This window comes from Dokdonia pacifica, from assembly GCF_900188275.1.
Taxonomy (GTDB): domain Bacteria; phylum Bacteroidota; class Bacteroidia; order Flavobacteriales; family Flavobacteriaceae; genus Dokdonia; species Dokdonia pacifica.
In genome coordinates, this window is the sequence record NZ_FZNY01000001.1 from 1,030,791 (window position 1) to 1,050,868 (window position 20,078).

14 protein-coding genes are annotated in these 20,078 nt (G+C 35.3%); 5 read left to right on the plus strand and 9 right to left on the minus strand.

Annotated features, from left to right (window positions below; all coding sequences use genetic code 11):
* The first annotated feature begins 7 nt into the window (after positions 1 to 7).
* Both CHB80_RS04540 and CHB80_RS04545 read left to right on the plus strand, forming a co-directional pair.
* Positions 8 to 511, plus strand: a complete 504-nt coding sequence (locus tag CHB80_RS04540; RefSeq protein WP_089370230.1) for a GNAT family N-acetyltransferase — start codon at positions 8 to 10, stop codon at positions 509 to 511.
* Between the two features lie 85 nt (positions 512 to 596).
* Positions 597 to 1,895, plus strand: a complete 1,299-nt coding sequence (locus tag CHB80_RS04545) for an MATE family efflux transporter (protein WP_229746872.1) — start codon at positions 597 to 599, stop codon at positions 1,893 to 1,895.
* On the opposite strand, the gene CHB80_RS04550 is transcribed toward CHB80_RS04545, so the two are convergent.
* The gene (locus tag CHB80_RS04550; protein ID WP_089370232.1) at positions 1,892 to 3,748 is read right to left on the minus strand and encodes a cation:proton antiporter; all 1,857 of its coding nucleotides are present in this window, start codon (positions 3,746 to 3,748) and stop codon (positions 1,892 to 1,894) included. The genes CHB80_RS04545 and CHB80_RS04550 overlap by 4 nt on opposite strands.
* Positions 3,749 to 3,964: 216 nt before the next feature.
* Here CHB80_RS04550 and CHB80_RS04555 point away from each other — a divergent pair, with 216 nt between their 5' ends.
* From CHB80_RS04555 to CHB80_RS04565, 3 genes are read left to right on the plus strand one after another with little or no spacing between them, the layout of a single operon-like run.
* Positions 3,965 to 4,822 (plus strand): MBL fold metallo-hydrolase, encoded by an 858-nt coding sequence (locus CHB80_RS04555; RefSeq protein ID WP_089370233.1) that lies wholly within the window; start codon positions 3,965 to 3,967, stop codon positions 4,820 to 4,822.
* A gap of 17 nt (positions 4,823 to 4,839) precedes the next feature.
* A complete protein-coding gene (locus tag CHB80_RS04560) occupies positions 4,840 to 6,507 on the plus strand; it encodes a S8 family peptidase (protein WP_089370234.1) in 1,668 nt (555 codons plus the stop codon).
* Positions 6,508 to 6,509: 2 nt separating this feature from the next.
* Entirely contained in the window at positions 6,510 to 8,348 is a 1,839-nt protein-coding gene (locus tag CHB80_RS04565; protein WP_143337047.1) for a M1 family metallopeptidase, read from the plus strand.
* Positions 8,349 to 8,414: 66 nt separating this feature from the next.
* Here CHB80_RS04565 and CHB80_RS04570 read toward each other — a convergent pair whose 3' ends face one another.
* From CHB80_RS04570 to CHB80_RS04605, 8 genes are all read right to left on the minus strand, one after another.
* Entirely contained in the window at positions 8,415 to 11,228 is a 2,814-nt protein-coding gene (locus tag CHB80_RS04570) for a T9SS type A sorting domain-containing protein (RefSeq protein WP_089370235.1), read from the minus strand.
* Positions 11,229 to 11,308: 80 nt separating this feature from the next.
* Entirely contained in the window at positions 11,309 to 11,929 is a 621-nt protein-coding gene (locus CHB80_RS04575; protein WP_089370236.1) for a lipoprotein signal peptidase, read from the minus strand.
* A 33-nt stretch (positions 11,930 to 11,962) separates the two neighbouring features.
* The gene (locus CHB80_RS04580) at positions 11,963 to 12,559 is read right to left on the minus strand and encodes a DUF4097 family beta strand repeat-containing protein (RefSeq protein ID WP_143337048.1); all 597 of its coding nucleotides are present in this window, start codon (positions 12,557 to 12,559) and stop codon (positions 11,963 to 11,965) included.
* A gap of 65 nt (positions 12,560 to 12,624) precedes the next feature.
* The gene (locus CHB80_RS04585; RefSeq protein ID WP_089370238.1) at positions 12,625 to 13,011 is read right to left on the minus strand and encodes a TraR/DksA family transcriptional regulator; all 387 of its coding nucleotides are present in this window, start codon (positions 13,009 to 13,011) and stop codon (positions 12,625 to 12,627) included.
* 5 nt (positions 13,012 to 13,016) lie between these two features.
* Positions 13,017 to 16,439: an isoleucine--tRNA ligase gene (gene ileS / locus CHB80_RS04590; RefSeq protein WP_089370239.1), complete on the minus strand. Its 3,423-nt coding sequence runs from the start codon at positions 16,437 to 16,439 to the stop codon at positions 13,017 to 13,019.
* Between the two features lie 186 nt (positions 16,440 to 16,625).
* Positions 16,626 to 17,699: a hypothetical protein gene (locus CHB80_RS04595; protein WP_089370240.1), complete on the minus strand. Its 1,074-nt coding sequence runs from the start codon at positions 17,697 to 17,699 to the stop codon at positions 16,626 to 16,628.
* A gap of 218 nt (positions 17,700 to 17,917) precedes the next feature.
* Positions 17,918 to 18,961, minus strand: coding sequence for a hypothetical protein (locus CHB80_RS04600; RefSeq protein ID WP_089370241.1), 1,044 nt, complete (start codon positions 18,959 to 18,961; stop codon positions 17,918 to 17,920).
* A gap of 381 nt (positions 18,962 to 19,342) precedes the next feature.
* Entirely contained in the window at positions 19,343 to 19,933 is a 591-nt protein-coding gene (locus tag CHB80_RS04605) for a carboxymuconolactone decarboxylase family protein (protein ID WP_089370242.1), read from the minus strand.
* Between the last annotated feature and the right edge of the window lie 145 nt (positions 19,934 to 20,078).

A 20,078-nucleotide genomic window follows, 5' to 3' on the forward strand; every position in this document is an offset into this window, starting at 1 on the left:
CATATCTGTGATTGTACCCGCAAAAATTTCGGAAATCCCTGAAATTCTATCGCTTACTAAGGCCTGTGCTGCCTTTATGATCTCCAAAGGAATCTATCAATGGAACGAGCATTATCCATCTAAAGAGGCGTTTGAGAGAGATATAGACCGCAACGAACTCTATGTTTTAAAAATAGAAAACCAGATTATAGGTACGATTGTCATTTCCACTTATATGGATGATGAATATACAGCTATTGATTGGCTTTCGCCAAATACAAATAACCTATACATCCATAGGCTGGCTGTGCATCCATCGTTTCAGAAGAAAGGCTATGCTGTTCAGTTAATGGATCATGCAGAAGCTTTCGCGAAAGCAAATAATGTCGCCTCCATACGTTTAGATACCTTTAGCCAAAATTCAAGAAACCAGAAGTTTTATGAGCAAAGAGGTTATAAACGTCTTGGGAGTATTTATTTTCCAAAACAAAGCGAATTTCCCTTTTATTGTTATGAACTTCTCTTGACATAGACTAAAGGGTTCATTCAGTTTATAAAACATAGCACTCATCGAAGATAACGCCTCCATAAACATCTCTTTTAAACGTATCCAGCAATTGGCAATCCCTGCTATTATTGCAGGAATAGCAGAACCCATACTTTCTAGTACAGATGCTGCTATTGTTGGGAATATGGACACATACAGTACCGAATCACTTGCTGCAGTAGGTATTGTAGGTGCATTTTTATCGATGCTTATTTGGATTTTAGGACAAACTCGAAGTGCTATCTCTACCATTATTTCTCAAAATCTAGGCGCTGGAAAACTAGAAGATATTAAGGTGCTCCCTGCGCAAGCTATCTTCTTCAATATTTTGCTAAGCTTTGTCTTTCTGGGAGGCACTTATTTTTTTGTAGATGAGATTTTTACATTTCTCAATGCAGAAGGAATGGTCCTAGACTTGAGTATAGATTATTACAATATACGCGTATGGGGATTTCCGCTCACGCTTTTTACATTTGCTATTTTTGGAATTTTTAGAGGTTTACAAAACACCTTTTGGCCTATGCTTGTTGCCATTGCAGGAGCTCTTATCAATATAGGTCTTGATATTATTCTAGTATACGGAGTAGAAGGGATGATTGATCCAATGGGTGTAAAAGGAGCGGCATGGGCAAGTTTGTTATCGCAAGCCGTAATGGCTATAATGGCACTTATCTTTTTACTCGTAAAAACAAATGTGTCCTTGCGACTACGCTTTCCGTTACATCCAGAAATTAATAGACTTGTAAGTATGAGTTTAAATCTGTTTGCTAGATCATTTTCTCTTAATGTAGCACTCGTTATTGCTGTAAAAGAAGCTACTGCTTTAGGTACTGCCAATATTGCCGCGCATACCATAGCTGTCAATATTTGGCTGTTTACTGCCTTTTTTATTGATGGATATGGTGCTGCTGGAAATTTACTCAGTGGTCGTCTTTTAGGAGCAAAAGACTATAAAAAGCTTTGGATTCTTACCAAAAGAGTAAATACGTATAATCTTTTTGTTGCTGGATTATTAATGATCGCATGTACTGTAGGATATACATTTGCTGGAGAACTATTTACAAATGAAGATATAGTTCTCAAAGCTTTTTATAGTGTCTTCTTTATTGTCATACTCATACAGCCTCTTAATTCGATTGCATTTACGCTAGATGCTATATTTAAAGGGCTAGGAGAAATGGCATACCTTCGTAATACACTACTTGGTGCTACATTTTTAGGGTTTGTTCCTATGGTGTATTTTGGGAAATGGATGCATTGGGAACTCAAAGGAATCTGGTACGCCTTTGTGGTGTGGATGGTTTTTCGCGCAAGCGCGCTATGTATAAAATATTATAACTCTTATTATAAACTCGCTAAAAATGCCTAAAGCGAATCTTTTGTGATTCCTTCTAATTCATTTATAATAGGCTTTCCTAAATACACGACTTTACTTCCTTCAAAAGAACTTAATTCTGTTTCTTCTACAAAGGAACTTATAATATCTATATAGCCATCTTTTTGTTTAAGAAATAGCGGAATCATTTCTTTCTCTTTTAGTAAAAGAGCTAGTGTAGATGTAAACTCTTCTTGAGAATTTACAGGCACTTCTTGAATCGTAGGGAATTTTCTAGCAACTTCTACAAGATTGATATAATCATCTGTGGTAGAAAAAAGACCTTCTTTAGGAATACTATTAGGATCGTCCATCTCTCGTTTAGATATAAGCCTAAAAGCACCATTTTCACCAAACTGTTTCCTAAAACGATTTAAAGCATAATTATTAATATCATTACTCCCTGTAAGTGCCATCAAATAGCCTACATGACTAAGCTCTACATTGTCCGTAACATCATCAGAATATATATTGGCTTCTATAGCATCTAAATCTAACTCTTTTGCCATACGTACATTTGTACTATTGCTATCTAGAAGAATGACATGTCTATCATTTTTTTGTAAGTACTTTGCAATTAATCGTGATACTTCAGAGGCTCCTACAATAAGAATTCCGTCAGATTTCTTTAAGAAAACGCCTATCGCTTTGGCAAAAATACGAGCTGTTGTCGCATTTAATAATACGGTTCCTAATACAATCATAAAAACCAAGGGTGTAATATACTCAGCACCTGGTTCTCCTTTTAGTAGTAATTTTGATCCAAACAGCGAAGCAATACCTGCAGCTACAATACCTCTTGGCCCCACCCAACTAATAAAAATACGTTCATTCATTTTCAGATCTGATCCATGTGTACTTAACAAAACACCAAGCGGCCTGACTATAAAAACAACAATGGCAAATAATGCTACGGTTTCCCATCTATACAACAGCTCTAGGTCTTCTATATTAATATTTGCCGATAATAAAATGAATAGTATTGATATTAATAATACACTCAGAGATTCCTTAAAATAAAGTAGTTCTTTAAGATTTGGCAAATCCATATTCCCTAATACCATTCCCATGACAACCACAGCAAGTAACCCTGACTCATGCGCAAAAATATCTGACTCTACAAATACAAGAAGTACTACAGAAAGAGAAACGACATTCAATAAATAGTGAGGGATTAATTTTTTCTTGATAGCAAATGCTAGCCCATGAGCAAATGTAAACCCAAAGGTAGTTCCAAAAAGTAATATTTTTCCAAATTCAATAAGTGCTGTTTTAGTATATTCTTGACCCTCGCCTACACTTATAAATTCAAACACCAAAACCGCCACTAAAGCTCCTATAGGGTCAATTAAAATTCCTTCCCATTTTAATACAGAAGAGACATCTTTTTTAAGGGGGATATTTCTTAAAATAGGAGAGATTACGGTAGGTCCCGTAACAATAATCAATGCAGAAAATAAGAATGAAATCTTAAGGCTTAGTCCAAAAATAAAATAAGCAGCAGCACCTGCTAGAAAAAAGGTAACGGCACTCCCGATTGTAATTAGTTTTGTGATCACAGGCCCGATAGTTCTAATTTCAGAACGTTTAAGGGTTAGTCCTCCTTCAAAAAGAATAATACTAATCGCTAGTGATACAAAATAATAAAGGCTTTCTCCTGGAAATAATCCTTTCTCTCCATTCCACAATGGCTCTATCCATTTAGTACCATCTTCAGAAAGTAATGTAGATATAGGCCCTACAAAAAGCCCTATAAGGATTAAAGGCAAGATTGCTGGCAATTTTAATCGCCATGCGGCCCATTGTGCAATAATTCCTAGAATAATAATTCCTGCTAATTCTAACATATATCCTCCTTTTAAACGTTAAAGCTACATCACAAACAAGGAATATACAATTCTTTGTTAAAAAGGTATCGAGAAATCTTTGTAAAAATGCCTTTTTCATTATTTTGCATAGATTTTTAAATCTGAGGAGAGGGTTGTTTTATACGCTTTCGCGAAAGCGTATACATAAAAATACCTATTGCATCTACTTTCTTTCTAATTATACAAATAGATCTTATGAAAATATATCCCATAGAAGCTGGTCATTTCAAACTAGATGGTGGCGCTATGTTTGGTGTAGTTCCTAAAACATTATGGACCCGTACCAATCCTGCAGATGCGCATAACATGATTGATATTGCAGCACGTTGTATGCTTATAGAAGATGGCAATCGTCTTATTCTCATAGATACTGGAATGGGTGACAAGCAATCTGATAAGTTTTATAGTTATTATCATTTATGGGGAGATTATAGCATAGATAGTTCATTGGCATTTTACGGATTTCACAGAGATGATATTACAGATGTATTTATGACGCATCTGCATTTTGACCACTGTGGGGGTTCTGTACAATGGAATAAAGATAGAACAGGCTATGAACCTGCTTTTAAAAATGCTACTTTTTGGAGCAATGAAGATCATTGGAAATGGGCTACTCAACCTAATCGAAGAGAGCGTGCTTCTTTCTTAAAAGAAAACATTTTGCCTATGCAAGAAAGCGGGCAATTACGATATGTCTCAAGAGAAGGAAACGTTTTTCAAGAAACTTCAGAACTAGGTTTTGGTATCTTTTTTGCAGATGGTCATACAGATAAACAGATGATTCCTCATATTACCTATCAAGATAAAACAATTGTCTTTATGGCAGATTTACTTCCTACTGCAGGACATCTGCCCTTACCATTTGTGATGGGATACGATACACGTCCATTATTAACACTTGATGAGAAGGAACTCTTTTTAAATACTGCTGCAGATAAAGGATACTATTTATGGCTGGAACATGATGCTCACAATCCCATTATCACAGTACAACATACAGAAAAAGGTGTTCGCCTTAAAGACACTTTTACTCTACAGGAAATTCTTTAAATTTATTACCTATAAAAATGTATACTATTTATAAAAAAATCACCCTTGCTATTACCATATCAGCTCTCATTGTAGGATGTGATACACCTGCGCCTTTAGTGAGTGTTGTAGAGGCCAATATAGATAGCAATCCTTTAAAAATTACACCACTTACAGATACTCAAGAAAAATCTTGGGGAGCTAAAGATTTAGTCATTGATACCATTCCTGGTATGAGTGTCGAAAAAACATATGCAGAAATTCTTCCTGGAAAGTCAGGAGTGCAAACCATCGTTGCTGTGATTGATAGTGGTACAGACATTACCCACAAGGATCTTAAAAATGTTATATGGACCAATCCTAAAGAAATCCCTAATAATGGCAAAGACGATGACAATAATGGATATATAGATGATATTCACGGATGGAATTTCTTAGGAGACGTTTTAGATGAGCAGTTAGAGCTTGCTAGAATTATAGATCGTTATGACAGTGAGTTTAAAGGAAAAACCATCGCTCAAATTCCAGCCAATAAAAGGGATATTTTTCTTTCTTATCAAAAAGCACGAACCGAGCACGATAGAGAATATTCTGAATTACAACGCTTGAAACAAGATCGAGATCAGATTCTTAGAGAGGTGACCTCTTCTCATGCTATCATTTCAAAAAAGTTAGGAAAAGAAACGTATACGATTAAAGAGTTACGTGCCATTCCAAACCCTAATGAAGAAATGCAAAATCATATTGGGTTCTTATCACAGATGTTCCAATATGAAGAAACTATTCCAAAATTTATAACATTAATAGAAGGCGACTTAGAGCAAATTGAAGGTCAATTAATAAATTATAGTTTAAATGCTTCTTTCAGGGATGTGCTAGGAGATAATCCTTATGATATTAATGATAATAGCTATGGAGATAATAATGTTTCAGGGCCTAATCAAGAAGATGCATTACACGGTACGCATGTAGCAGGTATTATCGCTGCACAACGCGATAATGGTATCGGTATGGATGGTATTGCAAATAGCAATATTAAACTTATGATATTAAGGGCTGTCTCTAAGGGAGACGAATATGATAAAGATATTGCACTTGCTATTCGTTATGCTGTAGATAATGGGGCAAAAGTAATTAATACCTCTTTTGGTAAATATTATTCTCAAAACCCAGAATGGGTATATGATGCGATTAAATATGCAGCCAAAAAAGATGTGCTTATTGTTAATGCTGCTGGAAATGAAGGTCTTAATCTAGATGATTCCTCCAATAGGGTGTATCCTAATGACCAATGGAATAATAGCACTGAAATAAGCGATACATTTTTAACAGTAGGAGCTTTAAACAAAAAATATGGAAGTGAGATGGTTGCAGATTTTTCAAATTATGGAAAATCCAATGTGGATGTTTTTGCTCCTGGAGTACGTATTTGGTCTACAGCTCCTAATAATACGTATGAGTTCTTACAAGGAACCTCTATGGCTGCTCCAAATACAACAGGAGTAGCTGCTATGTTACGAAGTTATTACCCTAAACTCAAAGCAAGTCAAATAAAAAATATTATCATTAAAAGTGGATTACTAACCACAAATTCAGTTATTGTATCTGGAGACCCTTCTAAAAGAACTCGTTTTGACGAGCTTTCTAAGTCAGGGAAAATAGTAAATATGTATAATGCCTTTAAATTGGCAGCACTAAACAAATAACAATGATCAAACCTATTCTAAAATGCATTCTTTTTGTAGGCGTATGCGCTATTTCTATAACAAATAGTAATGCACAAAACACTTCATATTGGCAACAACATGTTGATTACAAAATGGAAATCGACATGAATGTAAACAACTATCAATATGATGGGACACAAGAGTTGACCTATACAAACAACTCACCAGACACTTTAACACAAGTCTTTTATCACTTATTTTTCAATGCTTTTCAGCCTGGAAGTGAAATGGATGTAAGATCACGTACTATTCCAGATCCAGACCCGCGTGTTGGCGATAGAATAAGCAAATTAGCTCCTGACGAAATAGGGTTTATGAAAGTAAACAGTCTAAGTCAAGATGGAAAAAACACATCATATACTGTTGCAGGTACTATATTGGAAGTTACATTGGCACAGCCTATTTTACCTGGTCAAAAAACTACATTTAATATGGATTTTACAGGACAAGTGCCTGTACAAATACGTCGTAGTGGGCGTAACAACAAAGAAGGTGTTGCATTATCTATGACACAATGGTATCCTAAACTTGCTGAGTATGATTTTGAAGGATGGCATGCAGACCCATATATAGGACGCGAATTTCATGGAGTATGGGGTGATTTTGACGTAAAAATTACTATAGATGCTGACTTTACATTGGGAGGAACAGGATATGTGCAAAACGGAAATAAAGTAGGGCATGGCTACCAAGATAAAGGAGCTTCTGCTACTCCTAGAACAAAAAGAGGGAAATACACATGGCATTTTGTAGCACCTAATGTACATGACTTTACATGGGCTGCAGATCCAAATTATAGACATGATACTATCATTGGTGAAAATGGAGTAGAATTACATTTTTTATATAAGAACAATCCTGAAATAATAGAAAACTGGAAAAAGTTACAGCCTAAAACAGCTGAAATACTCTCTTATTTCAACAAGCATATTGGAAAGTACCCATACAAGCAATACTCTGTTATACAAGGAGGAGATGGAGGTATGGAGTATGCAATGTGTACTTTAATAACTGGAGAGCGTAGTTTTGGAAGTTTAGTGGGCGTAACAGCACATGAGTTTGCACACACATGGTTTCAATTTTTATTAGCTACAAATGAAGCCAAACATGAATGGATGGATGAAGGATTTACATCATATATCTCTGCAAAAGCCATGAACGAGGTAATGCAACAAAACAGAGAAAACCCTGTATCTGGATCTTATAGCGGATACTATCGATTAGTGGAGAGTGGATATGAACAATCACAATCAACACACGCAGATCGTTATAATAGAAATTTTGCCTATGGTGTTGCTGCTTATAGTAAAGGAGCTATTTTCCTATCACAATTAGGGTATATTATTGGGGAAGAAAATCTAGAAAAAACCATCAAAAAGTATTTTAACGATTTTGCTTTTAAACACCCAACACCAAATGATATCAAACGTACTGCCGAAAAAGTATCTGGAATGCAATTAGACTGGTACCTTACTGACTGGACACAAACAACAAATACGATTGATTACGCAATTACGGAAGTTGTAGAAGACGGAAATAAAACAAAGGTCACGCTTTCGCGAAAAGGTACAATGCCTATGCCTATAGATCTACAAGTAACTACCAATAAAGGAGAAACAACATACTATGTCCCTTTACGTATGATGCGCGGGGAAAAGCCAAATACCACTAATTATACATTATTAGAAGATTGGCCTTGGACAAACCCAACGTATACATTTACTATTGATGTTCCTATGTCTAAAATAAAATCTATGACGATTGATTCTAGTACATTAATGGCAGATATAAATCGCGAAAATAACGATTGGAGGAAATAAAATGATTATCTAAAAACAAAAAATCCCGCTTTAATAGCGGGATTTTTTTTGAATTTATTCTTCAGATTATCTCTTAATAAATCGAGTGGTTACTGTTGCATTATTCTGAGTAGTAGCACGTATAAAATAGACTCCATTAGTATATGCACTTACATCTATTGTACCCTGAGAAAGATTATCTATATCACCTTCTTCAAGGATTCTTCCTGTATAATCTATAATTTGATATCCTGCAATACTAGTTGCACCTGTAGTTCTGAAATTTAATACATCGCTAGTAGGGTTAGGGAATACACGTAGTATATTCTCATCTCCAGCGTTTTCAGCAAAATCATCTATAGAAAGTGGTGTTGCTTCTGTATCATACATCCCATTTCCATGGGTACCAATAAGCAATCTATTATCAGATGGACGGTATACAAGCCCACTTACAATAGCCATTCCTATTTCATCACTAGCCTCCATAGACCAATCTTCTTCTCTTGGATCTGGACTACTAAATAATCCTCTTGCAGTACCTACATAATATCCAGCTTGACCATTTACCTCTGTGATCGCTGCAGAACGTATTGAATGTGCAGATAAATTACGCTCTACTACTTCCCAAGTAGGGTTATTACTCGTTGCATTGGTAGTTAAGAAGATATTAGTAATATTATAATTTCCATATACAGCTAATACAATGTCTGGATTTGTAGGGTGAATTGCAAACCCAGAAACTATAGTTCCTCCTGCTGTAGAAGCTTCTGGAGGTGTTATCGTAATTGCCTCAGATATGTCAGTAGCATTTTGAGGATCATTAAGCTTAAAGATACCTCCGCTTTGTCCACCTATCAATAAATAACTTGTTGCTGGGTCATATTCTCCTCTGGTAGCAGCAAGCTGTCTCAAGAATTGATTCCCTGGTAAATTACCCATATCATCCCAATTATTTGGATTTACACCTACAGCATTTGTGGTTCTATACATGGTTCCACCATCTGCATAATAAAGTGCATTTGTATTGTCTGGGTCTAAGTAGAAATAAGTCACAAAAATACTGCTGTTTGCTCCTGCAGGAGTAATTTCAACAAATGTGTTAGCTGCTTGATTAAACCTTAAAATCTGTCCTCCTTGAGAACCTAAGTATAATCTGAAAGGATTATTCCCATCTTCTCTACCGATACCTACCGATACACCATCACCTCCAAAAAATCGCGTGTGTGCCGTATTATTTGGCTGTCCAACAGTTGTTCCTCCAAATGTAGTACCATTATCTTGTGCGCCACCAAAAACAAAATCAGAACCTTCTTCCGGATCTAACGCTACATGATAAAATTGATACGTTTGGTAATTATTATTAAGATTATCCCAAGCAATACTTGCTGCATTGATATCGTCTGTTCTATGTATACCACCATCTGTTCCTGTAAAAAAGACATCAGCATTATTAGGGTCAAAAACAAGATCATGAATATCTGGATGGTGCTCATCACCTCCGCCATTTTGTTGGTTTTGATCATATAAGAACGTACTTACTCTATCGTATCCCCCTATAAGTTCAAATTCATCGTCTGTTTCAATATCTTCAATTCGATAAACACTACTACCACCTATAACGACAAAATTTTCATCATCAGGTTTTACAGATACTACGATATCATAACCACTTTGTATAGAAAAAGGATCAACACCTCGTAAATTTTCTGGGTTTTGGGCAGGGTTACTAGGATCATTACTTGGTAAATCTGGTAACTTTGAAGAAAAATCTGTCCAAGTATCTGTACTTAAATCATAACGCCATAAATCTGCATCTGGTACTAAATCTGGAGAGGTTTGAGGAAGATTACCATTATTATTCACATTAGGAAATAATGCATATAATAAGTTTTCATTTGAAGGAACCGTACTTAATACAATACGACCTGTTGAACCAGGTTGCCATCCCATAGGATCTCCATTTTGAGCAATGCGTACCCAACTTCCATTTCCTGTTTCAGAGGTATATACACCATTATCTGGATTATTTGCTGTACCTCGCAAACTAGCATATACTCTCCCAGTACTATCTATCGTTACATCAGAAAAACCTCCATTATTACCTGGCTCTTGTAATTCAATAGTAAGCGTCGTCCCATCATATCTATAAATTCTTCCGAAGTTTGCTATAAATAAATCTCCATTTACTGGGCTTACAGCCAATGCATGATTAAAATCAAAGAAAGAATCAAAGTTTTCAAAGCTAGAATTAGTACCAGGTATTTGTTCCCAGTTTAAACCTCCATCTTCAGATCTCCAAACTCCCTGTCCTAAAAATTGTCCTGCACCAATAGATGCTGAATTTCCAATAAGTTCTCCAGTAGCATAGTACCAGATATTTTGAAATCCATCTCTTGGGTCTTGAGCAATAGACGTTACATTATGTATTTCACTATTTGGTGAGACTTTTGTCCAACTCTGTCCACCATCTGTAGTTCTAAAAACACCCCCACTTACAGCTCCTGCAAGTATCGTATTACTAGTGGCATCACTTACATCTATAGCGAGTGTTCTTGTACGGCCTCCAAGATTAGAAGGTCCTCTATTGATATACACATTTTGAGAAGTTCGTAATCCTTCTTGATTACGTAACTGATCTACAGATGTTAAGAACTCCAATTCTTTTTGATCTCTTGGAATGATCCCTGTTTGAGGGTCTCTTTGAAATTGTAATTCATATTCCAAACGTTCTTGAGCAAATTGATACTTCTTCTCAATAGGTGTTTTTTCCTTTTTTTCAACGACAGGTGCCGTTAATGTGGTCTCGTTTGCTGCTACTGTTTCATTAGCGCTTCTATTTATAATAAAATAGGATAACACCCCCACAGATAAGAGTGCTAAAGCGTAGGTAGTTTTTTTCATTTTAATAACATTTTTTAATTATTCTTAGTATAATAGGGATTGACTAGGTTTCGTTAGGTCGTTATTATTTATAATTCATTTCATTTTGTATCGGTTTTAGGAAACACTCGTTTGTTAAAAACAAGAAGAATTCCTACTCCTGTACTTATGGCCATATCTGCTATATTAAAAATAGCATTAAAAAAAGTAAAGGTTTTCCCTCCTATAAAAGGAATCCATGAAGGGAATGTAGCGTCTTTTATAAATGGAAAGTAGAGCATATCTACTACTTTACCATATAATGGTTTTGCATAACCACCTCCTTCAGGTAAAAAAGTAGCCACTTGATTCTCATAACTAGCGTCAAAAATCACTCCATATAGAAGTGAATCTATAATATTACCTACGGCCCCTGCAAATATTAAAGACACCGAAATGATAAGCAACTTAGGTGCATTTTCTTTTACCGATTTATACAACCAATACCCTATTAATGGTGCAATAACCAAACGAAATAGTGAAAGTGCAATTTTACCATATTCTCCAGGCAATTGCGCTCCCCAAGCCGCGCCTTCATTTTCAACAAAATAAATTTGAAACCAATCAAGTCCAAAAACCTTAATAGATTCCGTTAAATGAAAATGTGTTTTTATATAAATCTTGATACATTGATCTACAAGAAGTATTAAAAAAACAATAAGTCCAGCTTTTTTTAGTGACATACAATATATTTAGGATGGTAAAAATACGTCTTTTTACTGTGAATTTATAACTGTTATATCACCATCAATACTCTGTAAATGTATTGTTTTAGCTCCAGTCATCCCTTTAGGAATAACGATAGTTCCGTTACGAGATTGTGCATGTATGGCTGCTTTTTTTGTTTCCAACTCAATATTTCCAGATATTGTATTGATACGTACGCTTTCGCGAAAGCGGAAATTAGATAAATTACAGCCGCCTCTTCCTAAATTAACTTGTATTTGAGTATAGTCTCCTTGTGCTTTTACACTTGCTAGAGTAGAATACACCTCAAGTGTGAGTCCCTCAGGAAGTGACACTTCCAAAACAATAGATAAGATTTTGTGTGCTGATAACTTATCATTAAAAGGGATATAGTCTGGTGTGCGTCCAGTCGTGATTTTTAAGATTCCATCTTCAATTTCTGTATGAAGCAATGTACTCTCAAATGTTTCTCCTTCTATCTGAGTGTAAATAGCTATTTTATCTGTTGTACTAGTAGTGACTTTAATTTGAAAAATATCATCACTTTTAATATATACCGTATGGGTGTCCCCTACATCATATTCTTTAAACAGTTTTTTCTGGCCTAATAGGTTGTGCGAACACACAACTATGACTATAAAAAAGAAGTAATATTTCATAAAAAAGCGTCCCTTAGGACGCTGTTATTTTTTTAACTCTGCATATTCTTAGCTTCTATACTAAGTGTTGCATGTGGTACTAGTTTTAATCGTTCAGGATTAATAAGTTTTCCAGTAACACGACAAATACCATACGTTTTATTATTGATACGAGTAATGGCATTTCTAAGGTCTCTAATAAACTTTTCTTGCCTAATAGCCAATGCGCTATTTGCTTCTTTACTCATAGTTGCACTTCCTTCCTCAAAAGATTTAAATTGTGGAGAAGTATCATCTGTACCGTTAGTACCATCATTAAGATACGCACTTTTAATTAAGTCTAAATCACGTTGTGCTTTATCTATTTTTTCTTGAATAATTACGCGAAAATCTTCTAATTCAGCATCGCTATATCTCTGTCCTTTTGTTGTATCTGCCATACTACTTAATGTTTTGATATGGTTAAATATGTTGTTATGTTATCAAAGCTTATTTCAAGCCCATCTGTTATTTTTTCTACTACTTCAAGAGAATCTGCTAGTGTTTCTGTTTTAATATACGCAGCATTATCTTTTACAGTTTGCTCAATAAGCGGTTCTTTTTGTAAAACAATATGAATACGATCTGTCACTTCATATCCAGAATCTTTACGTAAATTCTGAATACGATTCACCAATTCTCGTGCCACACCTTCTTTACGAAGTTCTTCTGTGATTGTAATGTCTAGTGCTACGGTCATTCCATTCTGACTTGCTACTAACCAGCCATCTATATCTTGAGAAGAAATTTCTACATCACCCGATTCTAATGTAGTCATTTTTCCATTAATTTCTATCTCAATTTTACCATCACGTTCAATTTTTGCAATTTCATCAGCCCCAAAACCTTGTATAGCACTAGCTATCAGCTTCATATCTTTTCCAAATCGAGGTCCTAAAACTTTAAAATTAGGCTTAATTTGTTTAACTAAAATACCAGAATCGTCACTTATAAGCTCAACTTCTTTAACATTTACCTCCGATTTTATAAGATCTGCTACCGCTAATATTTCTTCTTTATCAGTATCTGATAATACTGGAATCATAATACGTTGTAACGGCTGACGAACCTTAATTTTCTCTTTTGCACGAAGTGATAATACTAATGAACTGGCTGTTTGTGCCTTTTCCATCTTGTGCTCTAACGTGCTATCTATATAATTAGTATCACTTTTTGGAAAATGTGACAGATGTATACTATCAAATTTTTCTTTTCCAGTAATGGCATTCAAATCTTTATAAAGTCTCTCCATAAAAAATGGAGCTACAGGCGCTGCTAGTTTCGCTACCTCAACAAGGCACGTATAAAGGGTTTGATAAGCACTTATTTTGTCTGTACCATATGATCCTTTCCAGAATCTTCTACGGCTTAATCGCACAAACCAATTTGATAGATTCTCTTGTACAAACGTATCTATAGCTCTGGTCGCTTTTGTTGGCTCATATTCAGCATAGAACTTGTCTACTTTCCCTATAAGGGTATGTAATTCAGAAAGAATCCAGCGATCTATTTCTGGGCGTTCTGCAAAAGGTGTTTCTGCCTCTGCATAGGTAAAATTATCAAGGTTTGCATATAAAGCAAAGAAACCATACGTATTATATAGAGTTCCAAAGAACTTACGTTTTACCTCTTCTATTCCTGCTAAATTAAACTTTAAATTATCCCATGGGTTTGCATTACTGATCATGTACCAACGTGTAGCATCTGGTCCATATGTGGCAAGTGTCTCAAATGGATCTACAGCATTACCAAGACGCTTAGACATTTTCTGTCCATTTTTATCAAGTACCAATCCATTAGATACGACATTTTTATAGGCAACATCATCAAAAATCATTGTTGCAATGGCATGTAATGTATAGAACCACCCTCTGGTTTGATCTACCCCTTCTGCAATAAAATCTGCTTTACGCCATGTATCTTCTACCAACTCTTTATTTTCAAATGGGTAGTGCCATTGTGCATACGGCATAGATCCAGAATCAAACCAAACATCAATCAAATCACTTTCACGCTTCATTGTTTGTCCAGATGGAGATACTAATACAATACGATCTACTACATTTTTATGAAGATCAACGAGTTCATAATTTTCTTCACTCATATCATCAGACACAAATCCTTCAAAAGGATCGCTATCCATCACACCAGCAGTTATTGCTTTTTGAATGGCTTCTTGGAGTTCTTTTATAGATCCAATAACCACCTCTTCTTTACCATCTTCGGTACGCCAAATAGGTAATGGAATTCCCCAAAAACGACTACGAGATAAATTCCAATCATTGGCATTGGCAAGCCAATTTCCAAAACGACCTTCTCCTGTAGCCTTAGGTTTCCAATTAACACCAAGATTAAGCTCGTGCATACGATCTTTAAAATCGGTTACTTTGATAAACCAAGAGTCTAATGGGTAATATAAAACAGGTTTGTCTGTACGCCAACAGTGTGGATAACTGTGGACATATTTTTCTACTTTAAACGCTTTGTTTTCTTCCTTCAAACGGATAGCTAACTCAACATCCATAGATTTTTCTGGAGCTTCCCCATCGGTATAATATTCATTTTTGATATACTTATTTCCAAATTCCTTCATTTCAGGACGGAATCTTCCTTGAAGATCTACTAAGGGAACTAAATTATCATTCTCATCTTTAATTAATAATGGCGGCACTTCTGGAGATGCTTGTTTTGCTACCATAGCATCATCTGCTCCAAAAGTAGGTGCTGTATGCACAATACCTGTACCATCTTCGGTCGTTACAAAATCTCCTGCAATAACTCTAAAGGCATCTTGAGGATTATCATGAGGTTGTACAAAATCAAATAGTTGTTCATAACGTAATTCTAAAAGATCAGCTCCTTTAAATTGGCGAGTTACGGTGTATGGTATTTTTTTATCGCCTGCATTATACGTTTCTAAGTCCGCTTTCGCGAAAGCGGTATCACCTCCAACTTCATAATATTTTCCTGTAAACTGCTTCCCTACGAGTGCTTTTGCTAGAATTACTTTAACAGGCTCAAATGTATATTGATTATACGTCTCTATAAGTACATATTCTATCTTCTTACCTACCGTAAGTGCTGTATTAGATGGTAATGTCCAAGGAGTTGTTGTCCAAGCTAGGAAATAGGTTTGCCCATCAGACAGTTCTTTTGCTAACGGATTTTCTCCTTGTGCCGTTATTTTAAATTGCGCAACAACCGTAGTATCTGTAACATCTCTATAACATCCAGGTTGATTAAGTTCATGCGAGCTCAACCCTGTTCCAGCTTTTGGAGAATAGGGTTGTATGGTATATCCTTTATATAATAGGTCTTTAGAATAAATCTGCTTGAGTAGCCACCAAACAGTTTCCATATATTTAGACTTATAAGTGATATATGGATCTGTCATATCTACCCAGTATCCCATCTTTTCCGTAAGATCATTCCAGATATCTGTATAACGCATCACAGCTTTTTTACAAGCTTCATTATACTCTTCGACAGTAATTTTTTTACCAATATCTTCTTTGGTAATTCCAAGTTCTTTCTCTACTCCTAGCTCTACGGGAAGACCGTGTGTATCCCATCCTGCCTTACGTTTTACTTGAAAACCTTTCATGGTTTTATACCTTGGAAAGATATCTTTGATCGCACGTGCCAGTACGTGGTGTACTCCTGGCAATCCATTGGCAGAAGGTGGTCCTTCAAAAAAGACATAAGGGGTTGCGCCTTCACGAGTGGTGACACTCTTTTCAAAAACGTTATTTTCTTTCCAAAAGGCAAGAACCTCATCGGCTACTTGAGGAAGGTTTAATCCTTTATATTCAGTGAACTTAGCGCTCATTTTATATGCTTTTAAATAAGGGAGCGAATTTACGGAATTTGAAGGAGAAATAATATACCGAATGTAGTTAAGAATACTAATAACAAATAGCGGTATCTTCTTTTAAAAAACAAAACCTCTTTGAATTTGAATTCGAAGAGGTTTTGTAGTAGTTAAGAAATACTATTTTAACACCAAAGAGTGTTTTTATTTATTGTCTAGTAAAACCTTTTTAAAATCTTGTATTGCTGCTATAGATCTTGTAGGGGGTGGTGTAAATGCATCATCATCAAATGAAATAGTCCCTGAACGACCGTTCCATTCCCAGACGCCTTGTACTCCAAAAGAAACATAACAACCAATTGCTGGATTTGCGCCCGTAAGATCAACATTAAAAAGACCTACTGTTTCTCCGTTAGCATCACTTACCATGGTGCTTACACCTATAGAGTAAGAAGCATTTGTATCTCCAATAGCAAGTGTTTGGCCTTGAGCCCAAAATTCATTTCCAGATAGCGGATTATTTGGGTCTCCAAATCTGGCAAAGATGGGCGTAAATGTCTGAACAGAACCTACAAAACAACTCCAATCAAAAGGTTCCATCGTCATATCTGTAAACATAGCTCCCGTAGGTCCTACTGTACACGTTTGTGTCAGGACAGGTAATCCAATAATAGGATCTAAGGTACCGTCAGTCATTAAATCCCATGTGCCAGCAAATGTAGCATCACCAGTATCTACATAAGTACCTAGAGCAACATCGGCTCTTTGGTCACTTCGATCTTTAACTGTCTGAATATATCCTTCTTTTTCGTCTATTACAACATCTGTAGCAATTGGGTTGTTATAGTCTGAAACATCATAGACAAAAGATCCTCTTTCTCCAACAAATGTTATTGCAGAAAAAGAGTTTTTAGATGATGCTCTTCCCATATTGGCAAAAAAGGAGAATTTATCATCAGTATTTGTAACAACAATCGCATTATACTTTCCATCGTTTTCAAGGTTTATCCATATTTTACCATGTATTTCAGTATCTGATGAAACAATAATCCCATGATACATTCCTTTAGCATTCGTATTAAATCTGGCTTCTGGTAGTGTCGTAATGGGATTAATTGCTCCTTTATACTCTCCACTTATCGCTGTAGATGCCTGTTGAGCAATTATAGTTTCTGTCGTAATATCAAAATTTACAGTTATCGTTTCTGAAGGTATTTCATCATTACTACAAGAAAAACATATGGCTATTGCAAAAGCCCCTAAAATTAGTTTTTTCATACTTCAAAGAATAAATGTTAGAGTTAAAGCTAAATGTAACCATTACACATTGACTTATACATAATTCATATATTTTTCGATATTATTTAAAACAAATGCGATTATAACACATAAATCCATATAGCCTCAGCGTTTTTTCTTACTAAATTAATATGCTATAAAAAAACCTCCATAACATTGCTGTTATAGAGGTGCTATATTTTTAGACTATTTTATTTCTAATTGTTTGCTCTAAGCATTTCTTTAAATGCTTCATAATTTGCATTTTCTGAAGCTCTCATAGGAACATCAAATGGATCATCAAAACTAGAGGTACCTGTACGACCATTCCAAGTCCAGATTCCTTTTTGTCCGTCTATTGCTGTACATACTGAAGTTGGTGGATCTGCAAAATTATTATTATGGAATCCGTGATCTGCAAAGCTAACCCCATTAATATCTACCAATCCACTACTTTGTCCTAACCAATAGTTTAAGGTTGCATTCCCTAATAGAAATGATTGATCTTGTGCCCAAAACTCATTACGACCATTTGGCGTTGTCATAGGGTCTTCATGTAAAAATACTGGAGTGATAGGACCTGATGGAAGGAAGAAACAAGGGTAATCAAATGTTTCAAAATCTGTATCTGAATATACATTCCCATTATTTGTAACTGTAATAACAACTTCTGTTAGATTAGGGAAATCAAACGCATCTGAATTTGTACTACCATCGGTAATTAAATCCCAAGTTCCAGAGATAACGTTAGCTGGATCATCATTTGTTTCAAATGAACCTAATATTGCTGCCGCACGTTGCCCTGCTCTGTCTTTTACAGAGGCAATATGTCCTTGTTTTGAATCTATATTTACATTTAAAGCTACAGGCTTATCAATATTAGAGACATCATAGTCAAAAGAACCTCTATCTCCTGTAAAAGAAAACTTTGTATTGTCACGACTGGTTGGTATTCCTGAAAATCTAAACTTATCTCCTTCATTGGTAACAACCGTAGCATTATAATGACCGTCATTATTAATGTTTACCCAAATTTTACCGTGAATGTCTGTATCTAATGTTACAATAATTCCGTGGTAGAGACCATCTGTAGTAGTATTAAAGCTGCGGTTAGGCTCTGCCGTTGCTGGGTCAAAATCTATTTGCTCAATAGCTACCTCAAAATCTGTAGTAGTATCATTGCTTGTAATTATTTCTTCATCACTACATGAAGCAAAAAAAGCAGTTGCAAATACACTTAAAAGTAGGATTTGTTTTTTCATTTTACATATAATTTTAGTTTCAAAAAATCTTACGTAAATATAGAGTTAATGGGTCTTTTTTTTATTTAAAAACAAACCGTATCTGCTTTTTAACAAATATGTGTTTTTTAGCCGATAAATATGCTTTTCAAAGAATTTTATGCTATACAAAGTAAGAATTATGCACCAAACATAAGAAAAAATTACGTTTTTACCGTAGCATCATTAAGGTTTTTTACTATTTATTAAAGTCATAAACTTCTATAAACGAACAATTAGCTACAAATAACACTCCGTTTTTAATCACATCTATAAATTAAAAATGCAAAGAAGATGAACTGTCAAAGCTCATCTTCCTTGCATAAAATAAGTATTACTTTTTAAGTATCTATTGCGTTTTACTTAAACGTGTTTTCCTACTTCAAAGCCGTGTTTTCCTAGATATTGATTTCCGCTTTCAATAGCATCTCCTTCTAATGTTGTTCCCATAGAGTCATTCCAGCGATTTAAATATCCAAATAAAGAGATAACGCCTAGCATTTCTACAATTTCACCCTCATCCCAATATTTATATAACTCTTCTTTAATCTTATCATCTACCGCATTAGGTACTTGACTCGCAGCTAATGAGAAATCTAGAGCTGCTCTTTCTGCATCAGAAAAGGCAGCGTGTGTTCTATACTCCCATATATTATCTAGTTGCTCTTGTTCTGCTCCATAACGCTCTGCTGCTCGTATAGCATGAGCTTGACAGTAACGACATCCTGTTGCATTACTAGAAACCCAAGCAATCATACGCTTTAAGGCAGAGGTAACATTACCATGATTAGCCATTACAGCTTTATTAAGGTTTATAAATGCACGAGAAATATCTGGACGACGTTGCATCGTAAGTACAGAATTAGGACAAAACCCTAACGTCTCATTAAAGAATTCAGCAAGTTCTCTGGTTGTTTCATCATGTGCTGCATTCAATGGTGTTACTAATGGCATAGTTTTTTTATTTGTTGTGGTCGTAAAAATGAATTCTACCTCACAAGTGTTATTTTTTTATTTTTTTGCTTTCGCGAAAGCGTATAGCTAAATATAGCTCGTTTTTAAGACTTTTTATATATCATAAAAGCAGTATTTTTACACA